Genomic DNA, 17,254 nt, shown 5'->3' on the forward strand with positions numbered 1-17,254 from the left:
TCAACGCCCCTCATTCTTCGCCAGACGCATGATCATTAATTTTGACAACGCCAGCACAATAAAGGTGATCACAAACAGAACCAGGCCAAGCTCCATCAATGCTGAGGTATGTAAGCCAGATTCAGCTTCAGCGAATTCGTTTGCCAGCGCAGAAGTAATACTGTTGCCCGGCATGAACAGTGAAAAACTGTCGAGCTGGTAAGTATTACCGATGATAAAAGTCACTGCCATTGTCTCCCCCAGCGCACGGCCAAGGCCCAGCATGACACCACCAATCACGCCATTGCGGGTGTAAGGCAATACAATATGCCAGATAACTTCCCAGGTAGTACAACCGATACCATAAGCGGATTCTTTCATCATGACCGGTGTTTGTTCGAACACATCACGCATAACCGAGGCGATATAAGGGATAATCATGATAGCGAGAATGACACCAGCCGCCAGAATACCGATACCAAAGGCCGGACCGGAGAACAGTTCACCCACAATTGGCATACCGGAAAGGACATTGCCGACCGGCTGCTGAAAATAGGTGGCAAACAGAGGTGAAAAAACAAATAACCCCCACATACCATAAACAATACTTGGAATTGCAGCCAGCAACTCAATTGCGACCCCAAGCGGGCGTTTCAACCAGTTAGGTGCCAGTTCCGTCAGAAACAGTGCAATCCCGAAACTGACAGGCACCGCAATGATCAAAGCAATCAACGAAGTGACCAACGTACCGTAAATAGGCACCAATGCACCAAATTGTTCTGCCGGGGCATCCCACTCTTTATGCCAGAGGAAAGAGATGCCGAACTGCTGGATACTGGGCCAGGAGGCGATAATCAACGAGATAATGATGCCTCCCAGCAAAAACAAAGTCATCAGCGCAGCTAGCCGAACCAGTGCACTGAAAATAATATCGCCGTTTTTACTGGGTGCTTTTATTGCCGTTTTCTGTTCGGCCATAGAGCTTATTCTCATCCGGTTTAACTCCCCCTTAAACGGGGGAGAAATCAAAACTACAAATTTAATCGATACTTCAAACCGTTGCCATCAACACGATTTAGTACAGAACCTTGCCGCTGCTATCCTTCACATGGGTTTTCCAGGCCGCACGAACTTGCTCAACCACTTCTTTTGGCAGGGTTGCATAATCCAGATCATTCGCTTGTTTACTGCCTTTCTCGTAAGCCCAGTCAAAGAATTTCAGTATTTCGGCACCCTTGGCGGCGTCTTTTTGCTGTTTGTGAACCAGAATAAAGGTGGTGGAAGTAATCGGCCACGCGTTTTCACCTTGTTGGTGAGTCAAATCCTGAGCAAACGTTTTGTGCCATTCCGCGTTCTTCGCTGCGGCGCTGAAACTCTCTTCTGTCGGGCTGACAACATTGCCATCAGCAGAGACCAGTTTGGTATAAGCCAAATGATTCTGTTTAGCATAGGCATATTCAACATAACCAATGGAACCCGTCAGGCGCTGAACGAATGCGGCAATGCCATCATTGCCTTTACCACCTAACCCAACAGGCCAACTTACCGTGGAACCTGCACCGACTTTTACTTTCCACTCGCTATTCACTTTAGAGAGATAACGGGTAAACACAAAAGAGGTGCCGGAGCCATCCGCACGACGTACCACCGCAATATCCTGCTCTGGCAGTTTTACCCCCGGATTTAATTTAGTAATCGCCGGATCATTCCACTTTTTCACTTTACCTAAATAAATATCACCCAACGTTTTACCATCCAGTGTTAATTCACCAGATTTAATTCCAGGAATATTCACCGCCAGTACGACTCCACCGATGACCGTCGGGAATTGAAACAAGCCATCAGCCGCTAATTTTTCATCGGATAAGGGCGCATCGGAAGCACCGAAATCAACGGTATTTGCCAGAATTTGTTTTACGCCACCGGAAGAACCGATGCCTTGATAATTGACTTTATTACCGGTCTCTTTTTGATAAGAATCTGCCCACTTGGCATACACCGGGGCGGGAAATGTCGCACCTGCCCCCGTCAAGCTGGAAGCAGCGAATACAGACAGGGTTGTCAAAGAAAATGTCGCTGCCATTATGCCGGCTACGGTGATACGCATTAGTTTCATAACCCCTCCTAATGGGATTTGAGAATCAACAAAGAAATGTGTTCGTCAGATTAAAAAAGGTGTAGAAGGGAAAATAGGTCAATTTAGTTACAGCAAAATGTCTTAATTATGACATTTTTATGACAGCACAATGCAAACTCAGCCTGATGCTGACATAAAACTGTCATTTCCACAGGCCTTGAAATTAAAGCCGGAGATTATCATCAGGCCATTAAAAATTATCTTCCACAACAGGAATACAGGCACGAATAGATAATCCCCCTCTTGGGCTGGTGCCAATTTCAATTTTCCCGTCATGAGCATCAATAATCCGCTGAACAATAGCCAAACCTAACCCCGTTCCACTGTTGCTGCGCGCTCTTTCGCCCCGAACAAATGGCTGAAATAACTGCGGCAAATCTTCAGGCTTAATTCCTGCGCCATCGTCCTCCACCTGAAACCAGGCAAATTCATGAGTCTGACCGCTACTGACTTTAATCCAGCCATTACCATAACGATTGGCATTGACCAGCATATTAGCCAATGCCCGTTTAATGGAAATCGGGTTCGCGTTAACGGTTATTGGGGGAAGAGACAGATTATTTTCAATATCCTGCTCATAGCCATTCTCCGCAGAAATAACCTCTTTGAGAATAGAATTAAGCTCACAGAATTCCATTGGCATTTCCTGCCCGGTACGGAGATAATCAATAAATTGCGCAATAATGGCATTACATTCTTCAATATCTTTATTGATAGATTCAGACAAATAAGCATCTTCCTTGCTCATCATTTCTGTAGCCAAGCGGATACGTGTCAGTGGAGTGCGCAAATCATGACTTACCCCGGCAATTAATATTGTCCGATCACTTTCCAATAACTTTATTCCTGCGGACATTTGGTTAAATGCACGAATAGAAGCGCGAACTTCCAGCGACCCCGCTTCCCGCACCGTAGGCATCATAATACCTTTACCTGTCTGTCTGGCAGCATACTCCATTTCCAGCAAGGGCCGGTTCTGAAAACGGATATAAAGCCAGATACAGCCAAATGTCAGTAATAAAATTGCCAATGTATAACGGAAAATGGGTGAGAATTGATTTTGCTCGATCTCAGTCAGAGGAACCCTGACCCAAATATCGGGGGCCAAATAAGAATTAAGCCAAAGTATAGGGCTCTCTTTGTTTATCTCCAGACGCAGATCAGCTTTGCCACCAAGGTATTGACTCATCTTCTCACTCAGGAAATCATAATGCCTGGCCCAGCGTAAACCTTGTACTTCCGCGTCAGGCTCAGAATACAGCGTAATACCCAACTCTTGATAAATCTCCTGGCGCACTACCGGTGAGCTCACCAGCAAAGATCCGTCCTCCAGCTTCAATCTTTCAGCCATTAAAGTACGAACTTCATACGCTAATACTTTATTGAACTGCTGCAAGCTTGGCATGATAACGAAATTCACAACGACCAGGTAACTGGTTACCAGACTGATAAACAGCATAGCCATGACCAGGAATAAAGTACGGGTAAAAGTGCTGCGAGGGGAAAATCGCAATCGCTTCATACACGGCTCCCATCAGGCACAAAGACATAACCCAGCCCCCAGATGGTCTGGATATAGCGCGGGTGTGCAGGATCTTCTTCAATTACACGGCGCAGACGTGAAACCAAAACATCAATAGATCGCTTCATCGTGCTGTATTCCCGGCCGAGGGCTAAACCCATCAGCTTATTACGGGACAACGGTACGCCAGGATAAGAAACCAGCACTTTTAATATGGCAAACTCACCACTGGTCAGTACTATATGTTCATCTCCCTGAAACATTTCCCGAGTACTCAGATTAAGACTGAACTTACCAAAATTAATAATTGCATCATCCTCAGCGGGTATGCCCAGTAATTTATTTGCCTGACGACGCAATACCGCCCGGATACGTGCCAATAATTCACGAGGATTAAATGGCTTAGGAATATAATCATCAGCGCCAATCTCCAACCCAACAATGCGGTCTACTTCTTCCCCTCTTGCCGTCACCATAATAATCGGCACCGGATTATTTTGTTTTCTCAGTCTTTGGCAAACAGAAAGCCCATCTTCTCCAGGTAACATTAAATCCAATACAATTAAGCTAACGGATTCCCGTGTCAATAAGCGGTCCATCTGCTCCGCATTAGCAGCACTACGTACCTGAAAACCTTGTTCTGTCAGATAACGCTCTAATAACGTTCGTAAACGCATGTCATCATCCACCACAAGGATTTTGTTACCTTCTTGCATTATTGAACTCCAAATAAATACTACATGCTTTGCTAAATTTATCATTATGAAGAAGATTAAACCAAAGATAGAAACCAGATATATATATTTTAAGATAATTTCTTACAGGACTTATTTTCATACGTTATTAATTTAAATGTTAATTCAATGGTAAGCCTCTGACTGTAAAATTCCATAACATACTGTTATTAATTGACTTTTTACGATAATTTCGTCACTAGCTGATTTACTCATCAATCTCTTGGCTACCGGCGAATTAACCGAAATCCACCAGCTAACTGCATCAAATGCATCAGATAGGCTAAACGAACAATGCTTTCCGCTTCATATCATCTTCCCATCAGATCCATGCGCCAGCATAAGTCTTTCCTTCCTGACAAGGATCTAGATCGACCATTTTCAATACATCCCAATGTTTGGACAAAAACTACCCGGATAGGTTTCTCTTAATCTTTTCTTACCATAATAAACAATTTAGTTCGCTTTTTCTCCGATTGAACCCTCTGGCCTGTTTTTCATTATCAGTAAAGTAGGAAGTGCGTCACATTTTCTGTCATGTAACCAATACAATTTTTCAACGCTGGTACAAATAAATTAACTCAGACAACTGAATGGCAACTCACTTTTTTGCAGGCAACGGCTAAAGGAACGACGATGCTCTTGTCCCCAAATGTAACTCATACGCTAACCTTGCAAAATGGGAAGGATTTATTAACTCACAATTTTCGCAGCGAAAACTTTACTCTTTAGTGGTTAAAAAATATAAATATAATTTATACTTTATGTTACGGATGATAAATTATGTCTATTATCAATAAATATGAAAAATAATACAGGGATCACACAATTAGAATCAAAAACATGATTATTTTTACTATAAATCAACTTGTTATGTCATTTTTTGCTCGGCAATGAAAAGTCGGCATAATCGCAATGACATAGCGTGTTCCTTTTCGTCTTCAAGGGTTACGATATGAAACAATTACAAAAAGTAATATCTCTTACTCCATATCAACAAGATATCTTTTTTGAAAATCAGCGCAACCCACAAAGCGCTCAATACACTTTGGCACAGATACGGTACCTTTCCGGGGATATTAATCTTGATAAGCTCGTTATGGCGGCGAATAATGTTCTTAATCAGGAAATCATCGGCAAAATACAAATTTTAGAAGAAAATGAGTTATTAACCCAGCGTATCAATCATTGTATGGCTGAGGTTAAAGTCGAGATAATCAACAGCGAATATTTACAATCACAATCTCAAACGGGTGAAGACTTTATTGCGGCATGGCCAGCTAAAGTCTTTAGTTTAACCGGTGTTCCGCTGTTCGAAGTCGCCATTGTTACCCCGAACCAGGCTAATTATGTTGCCCTTTTGTTACGTACTCATCATATCGTTTGCGATGGCTGGGGGATGAATTTACTCAGCACAAAAATCCTCCAGCAATATCAAAGTTCAGAACCAACCCCAGAATATGCCTTCAACACGCAAAAAGAGTATTTAGCGGCTATTACCCAATCGTTAGAACATCTAAAACACCCTTCCACGGTGAATGAAGTTTCTGCGCTGGCGAAAACTATCGAAGGGGTTGAGCCCGTTTTATTTACCCGTCAGAAGTCAACCGAAAATACCCAATTTATAAAACAGCAGATGACATTAACCCGTTTTCAGGTTGAAAGTGCATTAGCTACTGGAATGTCCCCTCTTTTAGTTATGACCACAGCACTTGCTGTTTTATTATCACGGATACACAACAATTCTCATATCACTATCGGTATCCCGCTATTTAACCGTCAGGAAAGTAATATCAATATCATTGGTGAATGGGCCAATACGCTGCCAATTTCCGTGACCGTTGACTCCGCGATGAGTTTGCGGGTATTAAGCCAGCAAATTAAGCAAAAAATTAAATTTCTGAAACGGTATGAACATGTTCCTCTGAGCCAACTGATAAAAACACACAATAGGGCCAGTAATATTTCCCGCCTGCTATTTGATGTTACAATTTCCTATCTTCAATTACAGAAGATTCCTGAGTTCGAAAAGATTGAACACCATGCAAATGCTTACGCCAATGGTCATGAAACAGATGTTTTAGCCATTCATATGATTACTAATGGTGACAATAATGATGTCGTTATCAATTTCCGGGGTGCCGCTGATGTTTTCAATACTGACTATTCATTTGAACAGTTTACCGCATCACTTTCCCAAATAATTTTACAAATCATCACAGCACCGGACAGTGGGATTTCACATATTGATATTTTTCCGGCAGAGAAGGCGCAGCAACTGCAAGCCTTTGAACAAGGGCCAAACATCGCGTTCTCTGATAGAGAAACCATTTCTACCTTATTTGAAAAACAGGCTGCTTTATATCCTGAGGCAATTGCCATTAAATCGGCAAAACACGCGCCACAATCCTGGAACTATCAACAATTACAGGCTCATACCGATAGTATCGCGTCCATGCTGGTCGGGCATGGAGTGCAATCCGGGGATGTTGTTGCCGTTATGATGGAACGTAGCGAGGAAATGCTGGCTGCCATTTTTGCCACTCTGAAAGTGGGGGCAACTTACCTACCCATTGATATTTCTTATCCTGCGGAAAGAATAGAGTATATTCTGCAAGACAGTGGTGTTTCCGTCATTCTGACAGAACGCTCAATAAATGGAACATTTGCTGAACACTATCAAGTGTTAAACAGCCAGGATGCATCTGATACCGTAACATTACCGTTACTTAACCGTTCTGACCCCAATTCATTGGCTTATATCATTTATACCTCAGGTTCCACCGGGTGGCCGAAAGGTGTGATGATTGAACACAGATCAGTTGTTAATCGGCTGGAATGGATGCAGGAAAAATATCCGTTAAATGAAACCGATGTTATTTTGCAAAAAACACCCATCTCGTTTGACGTTTCCATATGGGAACTATTCTGGTGGTCAATCACTGGTGCCTCTGTCGCTTTACTGCCACCCGGGGCACAAAAAGATCCTTTAGAGATCATTAAAGCGATTAAAGAACATGATGTTACGACCGTGCACTTTGTTCCTTCGATGCTGTTTCCTTTCCTTAATACACTAGAAACGCAACCTGAGCTGATAACTCAAATTAGCAGTTTGCGCAGAATTTTCACCAGTGGCGAAGCATTATCCCCCGCTCGGGTAAATCAATTTAAGAGGATATTTACGCAGTTTGGCAAAGACATGCCGTTATTAGTTAATCTGTACGGGCCAACCGAAGCAACAGTCGATGTCTCCTATTATGAGATCCCGACCAGTTCGACGGACGAGATTACCCGGGTGCCAATTGGTTATCCTATCAATAATACCGCACTGCGTATTATGTCACTTCACAACACCCGGCAGCCGATTGGTGTAGCAGGGGAATTACAAATTGGTGGCGTGGGCCTGGCACGTGGATATCTTAACAAGCCTGAATTAACTGATGAGAAGTTTATCCGTGACATATCCGGTTTAACAACAGAGCGTTGGTACCGCACTGGGGACCTGACCAGATGGTTGCCTGATGGTAGTATCGAATATCTTGGACGTATTGACAATCAGGTGAAGATCCGTGGAAACAGGATCGAACTGGGCGAAATCCAGAATACGCTGGAGAGAATATCGGGCATTACTCGTGCAGAAGTCCTGCCTGAACATCATGAACAATGTGGCACTTATCTCTGCGCCTATTATGTCGCCAGTAAAAATTATACCGCTGATACGCTACGTGACCGCCTGTTAGACTCCTTACCTGAATTTATGGTACCCGCAAAATTTATTGCTGTACCCTTTATACCCCTGACACCGAATGGTAAGGCGGATCGCAATGCGCTGAGTCAGATAACGCAGGATAAAGTTCTTGCAACGGCACATAGGCCCTCGACCGAACTTGAGAAAACCCTAGTTAAAATATGGCAAAGCGTTCTGAACATCAGCAATATTGGTATCAAGGATAGTTTCTACGCTATCGGTGGTGATTCAATCCTGATGCTGAAAATCCGTTCCGAAGCTGAAAAAGCTGGCATCAAAGTCACTCTGTCACAGTTGACGCAATATCTGACAATTTCTGCGTTGAGCCAACAGGTTGAACTCTCACAACCTATCACAGACACGTTGGATCTGTTGCCATTTGCCCTGATTGATGAAGCAGAAAAGGCTAGGTTATCTGGTTTTGCAGATGCTTATCCGGCGACACAGCTGCAATTGGGTTTGATCTATCATAGCCAGCAGGCCAATGATTCAGCAAAGTACAAAGATGTTTTCCGCTATACCCTTCAAGCCAAGTGGGAACCCAATCACTTCAGGAAAAGTGCAGTGGTATTAATTCAAAGGCACCCAGCCCTACGTTCACACTTTAATCTGGCTGACTTTAAAGAACCCCTGCAAATCGTGAATGAATCTATCGATATTGATTCAGCCGTTACAATTACTGATCTCAGTGAAATTGATATTATCCGTGCTGAATATCAAATTATCCAATATATGCATCAGCAGACGCACCATCATTATCTCTTCGATCAGGCACCACTATTTAACATCAGATTATTTAAAACAGCAGAAGCGCTTGAACTGATTCTGAGTTTTCACCATGCAATCCTGGATGGCAACAGTGTAGCTAACTTAATACGCGAATTACTGCATCACTACATTGATAATGAGGGAAAGGGTATTACTGATATCCGTCTGCCGTCACCCGCATTATCTGTGCAGAATGAGCTACTATCGTTGACATCTGTAGAGGACAAAATCTATTGGCAGAATGAACTTTCCGGATTATCCCGAACACAGGTCACAGGCTATAGACTCTATGGTGTTCCATCTGATGAAGTTTTAATATCGAAATCAGTATCAATACCTGATGATATAGAAGAACGGCTAAAAGACTGGGTACAACAACAACGTGTATCAACTAAATCCGTATTTTTCGCTGCACATTGCGCCACAATTGCCTTATTTGCTGAACAGGATGAAATTGCAACGGGCTTAATCACTCATAGCCGGCCTGAGGTACAGAATTCAGAATATTTATTGGGGTTATTCCTTAATACATTACCAGTTCGTTTTTCAGCAACAGGTAAAACCTGGATAGAGTGTGTCAATGACGTCTTTATCACAGAACAACGTCATTCGCCACATAGAAAATACCCTCTGAATGCTATCCAGCAAGCTGCGGGTGATGGAGCAAAAATTAGCACCGCTTTTAACTATGTCTATTTCCATGCGTTAGCAGCAGTCTTTAATTCTCCCGATTTGCGTTTAATTTCATTCATTCCCTGGGAAGAAACCAATTTTGAAATTCTGGTTAACGTTATGACGGATTTTGCTACCGGCCGTAACGTATTACGCTGTGACTTTGATGGTACGGTGTTCTCATCGGTTCAGGCTGATATGTTTATTGATGCCTACTTAACCATTCTCAGAAATATTGTCAGCCGGAGTGACGAAAAAGCCTCACTTAGCACCATACCCAAAATATCCACTCATGCTATTACCCCCTCTTCAACTTTCACATCGGTTATTGATGAGATCAACTGGGCTGTTAGCCAGCATAAGTCGGCAATCGCGCTGAAATATGGCAATGAAAAATGGCGATTTGATGAACTTTGGCATAAATCGGCACTGATCGCTGATGCTTTAGTAAAACGGGGCGTTCGCGCAGAAACGCCAATAGGAATTGCTCTGAAGCGTTCCCCGGAATTGATTGCAACCTTGATCGGTGTATTACGTGCAGGAGGGATCTGTTTGCCGCTGGATTTAAGTTATCCAGCCCAACGCATTGAAGCAATGATTGGGCAGGTAAAACCATTGCTCATTATTACCAATAGAGCACCGCAGCCCGCCAGCCCCCAACCTCCCGCCACGCCATTAATTGATGTGAATGAACTGCTTCAAGGACCAGACTCATTAATCCAACCTACGGCCGTTACTATTGATCCTGAGCAAATAGCCTATTTACTCTTCACTTCCGGCTCTACCGGTATACCAAAAGGCGTTGCCATGCCGCATCGAAGTTTGGCTAATTTAGTGAAATGGCAAAATTCAACCGCCAGTGGAATCCGGGCATCATCGACACTGCAATATGCACCACTGAGTTTTGATGTTTCGTTCCAGGAAATTTTCTCCACATTAGCTTCAGGCGGAACATTACATCTTATCAGCGATGAGCAGCGCAAAGATCCGGCTAACCTGCTCCGATTGCTTCATCAGCGCCAAATCGAGCGCATTTATCTGCCCTATGTTGCCTTGCAACAATTGGCAGAAACAGCGGATACATTGAATATTTACCCTGAAAAGCTAAAAGTGGTGATTTCATCAGGAGAGCAGTTACGCGTTACGGATGAAATCAGGAAGTTCATTGGCAAACTCGAAGATGGGCTCCTTGAAAACCAGTACGGACCAACGGAAACACACGTTATTACCTCATTTACCATGAGCGGCAATACTGAAACCTTCCCGGCATTGCCGCCTATCGGAACCGCGATTAACAATGCTAACGTATTGATCCTGGATGATAAACTACAGGAAGTTTTTCCTGGAGTACGTGGTGAGATTTATGTCAGTGGCCCCTTATTAGCCTTGGGATATTACAATCAACCGGAACTGAGCGCTGAACGTTTTATCACACTCACAAACTCTCCGGGGAAATGGTATCGTACCGGCGATCTGGGCATCAAATTGAATAATGGCGTGATATTGTGCCTGGGACGCAAAGACTCCCAAGTTAAAGTACGTGGTTACCGGGTCGAGCTGGCAGAAGTGGAACTCGCTATTGCCAGTACACCAGGTACAGATCAATTCATCAAAGACATCGCTGTTGTTATTCAGCAACATAACACCAATGACCGTTTCCTGGTGGCATTTCTGGTGGGAGAAAAGAGTGACAATATAGTTGATAAGGTATCTGAGCATCTGCTTGCCACTCTGCCGCAATATATGATCCCCAGCCATATCGAATGGTTGGATTCCCTGCCTAAAACACCGAGTGGCAAAAGGGATGACCGTCAATTAAGCCAAACCGTTATCACCCGGCACCATACCGACAGTCATGATGGGAAACCTAACGATAGCTATGAACGTACATTATGCGAACTGGCCGCCGATTTATTAAAGATCCCATCGATTTCTGTACATCAGAATCTGTTTGATATGGGAGGAACCTCTCTGACAGCCATGCGTTTGGTGGTGCTGGTTGAAAAACATTTTGGCGTCAATATTCCGCTATCGGTATTTGTCAGTGATCCAACAATTGCTCAGTTGGCGCTGCGGGTTCGCCACAGTGATGCACAAGCGCACTTTAGCCCACTGGTGCCGATGCGTACCACCGGTAAACGCCGCCCGCTATTCTTTGTCCATCCCATGGGCGGTAACGTTCTGTCTTATCTGCGTTTAGTGAAACACTTGCCGGCTGACCAGCCATTTTATGCATTGCAGGCTCATGGTGTTGACGCGGGATCAACACCTCTCGCCACGGTACAGCAACAGGCAGCTAACTATATTCAAACTATCCGGCAAATACAGCCACAAGGGCCTTATTCACTGGGCGGCTGGTCATATGGTGGCTTTGTCGCTTTTGAAATGGCCCGGCAACTGAAAGAGTTAGGCGAGAAAATAGCTGACCTCTTTGTGCTAGATACAATGACACTGAATGCACAATCACGGTGGAAAACAGATGATGACGCCTTGCTGAATTGGTTCTTCTGGGAACTGCTATGGCTTAACCAAGGAGCGAGTTTACCTGAACAGATTGTTCCTAAACACATAACTACCTTGCAAGAACGTTTTGAATATATCACTGAACACGCCATCGTTACCGGAGCCATTCCACAAGCGAGTTCAAGAGCTGTGGTGCAGCGACTGTTTGAAGTCTACAAGACTAACTGGCAGGCTGCGGCGGATTATTCAACGCATAATATTGCCGATGTTGATATGACATTGTTGCATGCGACCCGGCCTTTACCAAACGTATTACGTTCGATGCATGACGCTGTTCGCAGTGAATATCGTGATCCCAAAAATGGTTGGGGCAATAAGACTACAGGTAAGTTAAATGTCATAGATGTCCCTGGCGATCATCTGGAAATAATGGAAGAGCCCTACGTTGCCGAGGTAGCAAAAGTAATTTTGAATGAAATGTGTATCTCCTCCTCTCTAACCACAACATCAATTAAGAGCATAAAATGAACAAACCATTGAAAGTCATTATTATAGGTGCAGGGATTGGTGGATTGACAACCGCAGTCGCTCTGCAACACATCGGTTGCACCGTCGAGATCTACGAACAAGCACCAGAGCTGAGAACCAGTGGTTCTGGGTTATCCGTGATGTCTAATGCTTTAGCTGCGCTTGGCACCTTGGGTATCAATCTTAATTTGGAGCACTTCGGTGCTCCCGTCAAAACCTTTGAAATACGTACCGCTGGTGATCGTTTATTAAGGCGACTACCTCTGACAGAGGTTTCCGCAGAAAATGGCGCTGCCAGCGTATGTATCTCACGTAAGGCATTACAACAGGCACTATTGCAACAGTTACCTGATATTGAAATCAAAACGTCTGCTAAGGTGGTTGCAGTTAATCAATTTGCCACTGGTGTGTTTGTAAAGTTTGCTGATGACCGTGAAGCCCAGGGAGACATACTCATCGGTGCCGATGGCATTTACTCTACCGTACGGAATCTAATTCATGGCTCGGAACCTACCCGCCCTGCTGATTATATTTGCTGGCTGGCTATCACTCGTTACCGGCACCCGCAAATTACGCCAGGTTATATCGTGCATTATTGGGGAGCCGGTAAACGGATTGGTTTAATTGACATTGGTGGGGGAGAAGTCTATTGGTGGGGAACGGCCAATATGAAAGACAAACAAGCTCGAACATGGCAAGGCTCCAACCAAGACGTTGCCGATTTCTACCAGGGCTGGCCAAATATTGTCTCAGATATCATCTTAAAAACGCCTTCGACAGACATTATCGCCGTTCCCGCTCAGGATCGTCCTTTTTCTCCACATTGGGGAAAAGACCGCATCACATTATTAGGTGATGCCGCACACCCGATGCTGGCCAGCTTAGGGCAAGGTGCCGGAATGGCAATGGAGGATGCAGCTGTTCTGGCTCACGCTATCATGCAGAAAGCTGATCCTATAGCTGCATTGCGTCTTTATGAAAAAACACGTATTCCAAGAACGGAAACGATGGTCAATGCCTCAAGATCGATGAGTGATATTGAGCAGGAGGATCGTTTTTTCCCTCGACTGAAACGAAATCTGGCTTTGCGCTTGGCACCTGAGTCCGCATTAAAACAGAATCTCAAAAGTTCCCTGATATTTACCATGGATAGTTGAGACATTATAAAATGGCACTTCAATCTCTGTCACCGAATCCAGTTCATACCGGTTCAGACTACCATTGAGATGCCTATCAGATCATCGAGGAGGGCGTTTAGATAATATGTCACGTTAATTTAGCCGTAACACATTATCTAAACGCCCTTCAAAGTAAATATAGCGTTGCGACAACGTGAGATTCTGGCATTGTCCATTTTTCCTGTGCATTGAGAAGCCCCAGATAAAGCAGTTTCATCAGATTTCATTCGGGAACGCTCCTTTGGTTTTTGTCAGTTTCCTGAACTGACGGTGTACAGCTTCTTATGCTTTCGCCCAATTCCTTGCGTTGCCGGTAAATCTGCGGCGCTTCGCTTATCTGGCAACATTGCTGAATAAAGGTGACTACCTTAACCGGGTTATCCTGTGCGATATAATCGCCTATCTCCTCGATATCCTGCGCCGCCAGTGGCGATATGTTTAACCTCATTATTCCTGTCCGCTTGTGTTTATTCGCTGATATTTATGTTTTAACTCTCCAAACATTTCACCTGCTGGCAGACCTTCTCCACTTTCAATGCCAGCACTCACCGCTGCACATAGCTCTGCCAGCTTCTGCGCCTGTTCATGCTCTGCCAACATGCGTAACCCAGCCCGGAACTTCACTGACATTGTTCGTCGGTTGTTGATGTGCTCACGAATAACCCCCCCGAAGTGAGGACTTAAAGCAACACTTAATAACCTGAACGCATAGAGAGTTAAAACTCTTAAAGCCCACTTATAAGAGTTGCCATAATTACTTATAATGATATTTATCAATACAACTCACTATATCTACAATATAAAATGAAGACTAAGCTTATAACCCGCGAAGGTTACAACAAATTAAAGGAAGAATTAGATTATCTATGGCGTGAAGAACGCCCGGAAGTTACTAAAAAAGTCACTTGGGCGGCAAGTCTCGGAGACAGGAGCGAAAATGCAGATTATCAATATAACAAGAAGAGACTACGGGAGATTGATCGAAGAGTCAGATACCTGACCAAGAGTCTGGAAGAATTACGGTGTGTCGATTACTCCCCTCAACAAGATGGGCGTGTATTCTTCGGTGCATGGGTAGAAATCGAAAATGATCAAGGGGAGATTAAACGTTTCCGTATTGTTGGCTACGATGAGATTTTTGGTCGCAAAGACTACATATCAATTGATTCTCCAATGGCCCGGGCTTTATTGAAAAAAGAGGTCGGAGACAGTGCAACCGTTCACACACCAATAGGAAAAATCTTATGGTACGTAAATGAGATTGAATATATGAAATAGCCTATATACTGTTTCAACATGAGACAATTAAACTTCAACTCTATTTAGATTTGATAATATTCACGCATATAAATAAAAAATAAAATCACAAATACCGGATGTATTTTAAAGTTTACACAACTGAAATATAAAGAAATAAAAAATAATGTTTACCCCTTGATTTGAACAGGACTTATGTTAGAAATATAAGCGATCAATTATTTCAATGGAGAAAGATTAGAGTCACAATAAATTTTACCAATATGTAACCCACTTGTTTATATTTCGTGGAAATATAATTTCTAATTATTTCAAATATAACTCTGTGCTGTACAGAGTAGAAATTAAATTTCATTTTTTTACTAAAATACTAGAAAAACAGAATTTTCAGGATATTTATCTAGAGGATGCGTTAAATGAAAACAGCAGGCATAGCAGGATCACTTCCATCACGGCTTGTTACAAATGAGGAAATTGTTAATTTAGTTGAGCAACATTCAAAAGAAACCTTTCAGGGGGATTTACCTAAGACATTAAAATAAATAGGAAAATTACTCAATAAAAGTGGCATAGAAACCCGATATTGGCTGGCAGAGGGTGAAAAGCCCATGCAACTCATGGAAGCAACATTCGATCGCGCTTTAGCACAAGCTAATATAAACAAAGCAGAAATCGATCTGTTGATCTACCCCAGTGTCACTCGTGGCTTCACTGAGCCGGCCAATAGTACTTTTATTTCAAAAGCGCTGGGACTCAATTGCAGAAATTACGATGTCATAGACGCCTGTAACGGCTGGGTGACAGCAATGGATATTATCAATAGTAAAATGAAAGCAGGTGAAATACGCCATGCTGCTATTGTTAATATGGAGTTTGGTATGTCCGATGGTGGACCTATCTTCCCACAGAACTTTTCTTTGCATTCTTCATCAGAGCTGGCTTATAAATTTCCAAGTTTTACGATAGGTGAAGCAACAACTGTCACCATACTGAGTCATGAATCACCCGATAACTTCAAATTTTCTTATATCAACAGACCAGATTTAGGCGATCTATCTACCATTTCCTTACCTAATTGGGAACTGTTTTGTAACGATTCTGATGTTGAACGCATTTCACCTCTTGGGGGACAATGTCGGTTTAATTCATACGCAGCGCTACTACATGAATATGGCCGGGAAGGAACAATAGGGGTATTTAATAAGCACCAAGTTTCCAACAATGATATTCACAAAATCTTTATTCACACTGGTTCACCAAAAATGTGGCACGAATTTGGACAGTCAATCGATGTTGAGAACAAGATGCATCATGTTGGACATAAAACAGGTAACATTGTTACTGCATCTATTCCTTTTGGAATCATTGATGCTGTTCACCAAGGTCTGCTGGAGAAAGAGCAGTTCTGTATGGGATGGGCGGGAAGCGGTGGAATGGTTTTTGCTGCAATGTCGTTCAAATTTTAGTACACAATTTTATTGAGTCAATCAAGGCAGGTAGCAGGGTACATACAATCAAAAATATATCACCAAAGCGAATTGATATTACTATCCCAGTTTGATATATATTGAAACATTAATATTATCACAATGGGCTAAAGCTGAGATATGCACCTGCGCTGCTAATGATAAAGAAACCGATCTGTCAGATTAAAGATACAATAAGTAAACTCCTATCCACATTGGCCTGGAGTGGATACTCATCTAGATAGAGCATCAATAAAGCCGGAAGACCGCAAAGTCTTCTGGCCTGAATTAATAAAAAAAGGCTAAGAAAATCTCTTAGCTTTTTTTTTGCTACTCAAGTATGCTGATACAAAATAAACAACTGTTATAATTAAACTCCCTATAGAAAAAACAGTATCCCATGAATCAAAAAAGAAACTTACGGATACAATACCCCATATTGTAATAGCAACCACAAGAATATTTGACCAAAAAAAATCTTCAATCAATCCGCTAAATAACCCTTTTTTTCTTTTTTTGTTACTCATATACTATAACCTCAATTATCTATAATATCTGCGAGTACACGAGCAACCTTTTCTTCGTAATAACGCCATTTCCTATCATCTATTGTCGTTGCGCTTAACAAATAAACCCTTCATTCCGCACCTAATTCAGGAATAAACCGCTTTATATTTGTGCACCTAATAAACTCAAAAGCTCATGGTGGTAAGATTGCATTCCTGTCACCATTTTATGTTCTTGAAATTCAAAGGTGCTGATCCCTTCAAAGGCCAGAAACACCCAACGCGCGGTGGGGGAT

General features: G+C 42.9%; 11 protein-coding genes and 2 pseudogenes. 5 read left to right on the plus strand and 8 right to left on the minus strand.

Translation table 11 applies throughout. From position 1 onward, the window contains the following. From pstC to ompR, 4 genes are all read right to left on the minus strand, one after another. Positions 1-957, minus strand: coding sequence for a phosphate ABC transporter permease PstC (gene pstC, locus C5471_RS12745; protein ID WP_133814693.1), 957 nt, complete (start codon positions 955-957; stop codon positions 1-3). Positions 958-1,054: 97 nt separating this feature from the next. Continuing rightward, positions 1,055-2,095: a phosphate ABC transporter substrate-binding protein PstS gene (pstS, locus tag C5471_RS12750; RefSeq protein WP_133814363.1), complete on the minus strand. Its 1,041-nt coding sequence runs from the start codon at positions 2,093-2,095 to the stop codon at positions 1,055-1,057. 211 nt (positions 2,096-2,306) lie between these two features. Further along, a complete protein-coding gene (envZ, locus tag C5471_RS12755; protein WP_133814364.1) occupies positions 2,307-3,638 on the minus strand; it encodes a two-component system sensor histidine kinase EnvZ in 1,332 nt (443 codons plus the stop codon). Beyond that, the gene (ompR, locus tag C5471_RS12760; protein WP_133814365.1) at positions 3,635-4,354 is read right to left on the minus strand and encodes an osmolarity response regulator transcription factor OmpR; all 720 of its coding nucleotides are present in this window, start codon (positions 4,352-4,354) and stop codon (positions 3,635-3,637) included. The genes envZ and ompR overlap by 4 nt, the downstream gene beginning before the upstream one ends. A gap of 973 nt (positions 4,355-5,327) precedes the next feature. Between ompR and C5471_RS12765 the strand changes: the two genes are divergently transcribed. Beyond that, positions 5,328-12,551 carry an amino acid adenylation domain-containing protein gene (locus C5471_RS12765; RefSeq protein WP_133814366.1) on the plus strand — a complete coding sequence of 2,408 codons (7,224 nt, stop codon included), beginning with the start codon at positions 5,328-5,330 and terminating at the stop codon, positions 12,549-12,551. Then, entirely contained in the window at positions 12,548-13,708 is a 1,161-nt protein-coding gene (locus tag C5471_RS12770) for an FAD-dependent monooxygenase (protein ID WP_133814367.1), read from the plus strand. The genes C5471_RS12765 and C5471_RS12770 overlap by 4 nt, the downstream gene beginning before the upstream one ends. A 114-nt stretch (positions 13,709-13,822) precedes the next feature. On the opposite strand, the pseudogene C5471_RS24375 reads toward C5471_RS12770, so the two are convergent. The 3 genes and pseudogenes from C5471_RS24375 to C5471_RS12785 form a co-directional block, all read right to left on the minus strand. Beyond that, positions 13,823-14,011 (minus strand): annotated as a pseudogene (locus C5471_RS24375) (IS256 family transposase); the annotation flags it as partial. Between the two features lie 52 nt (positions 14,012-14,063). Then, a pseudogene (locus C5471_RS24380) lies at positions 14,064-14,177 on the minus strand (type II toxin-antitoxin system RelE/ParE family toxin); the annotation flags it as partial. Beyond that, positions 14,177-14,506 (minus strand): type II toxin-antitoxin system ParD family antitoxin, encoded by a 330-nt coding sequence (locus C5471_RS12785; protein ID WP_207627324.1) that lies wholly within the window; start codon positions 14,504-14,506, stop codon positions 14,177-14,179. The pseudogene C5471_RS24380 and the gene C5471_RS12785, both read right to left, overlap by 1 nt. A 27-nt stretch (positions 14,507-14,533) precedes the next feature. Between C5471_RS12785 and greB the strand changes: the two genes are divergently transcribed. The 3 genes from greB to C5471_RS12795 all read left to right on the plus strand — a co-directional run bounded on the left by greB (position 14,534) and on the right by C5471_RS12795 (position 16,452). Continuing rightward, complete coding sequence (gene greB / locus C5471_RS12790; protein ID WP_133814369.1) at positions 14,534-15,007, plus strand: transcription elongation factor GreB; 474 nt, start codon at positions 14,534-14,536, stop codon at positions 15,005-15,007. Positions 15,008-15,402: 395 nt separating this feature from the next. Continuing rightward, positions 15,403-15,528, plus strand: a complete 126-nt coding sequence (locus tag C5471_RS24845; RefSeq protein ID WP_278250157.1) for a hypothetical protein — start codon at positions 15,403-15,405, stop codon at positions 15,526-15,528. Positions 15,529-15,594: 66 nt separating this feature from the next. After that, on the plus strand, positions 15,595-16,452 hold the full coding sequence (locus C5471_RS12795; RefSeq protein WP_242688690.1) for a 3-oxoacyl-[acyl-carrier-protein] synthase III C-terminal domain-containing protein: 858 nt from the start codon (positions 15,595-15,597) through the stop codon (positions 16,450-16,452). Between the two features lie 302 nt (positions 16,453-16,754). Here C5471_RS12795 and C5471_RS12800 read toward each other — a convergent pair whose 3' ends face one another. Next, on the minus strand, positions 16,755-16,979 hold the full coding sequence (locus C5471_RS12800; protein WP_133814370.1) for a hypothetical protein: 225 nt from the start codon (positions 16,977-16,979) through the stop codon (positions 16,755-16,757). Between the last annotated feature and the right edge of the window lie 275 nt (positions 16,980-17,254).

This window comes from Photorhabdus tasmaniensis, from assembly GCF_011189505.1.
Classification (GTDB): domain Bacteria; phylum Pseudomonadota; class Gammaproteobacteria; order Enterobacterales; family Enterobacteriaceae; genus Photorhabdus; species Photorhabdus tasmaniensis.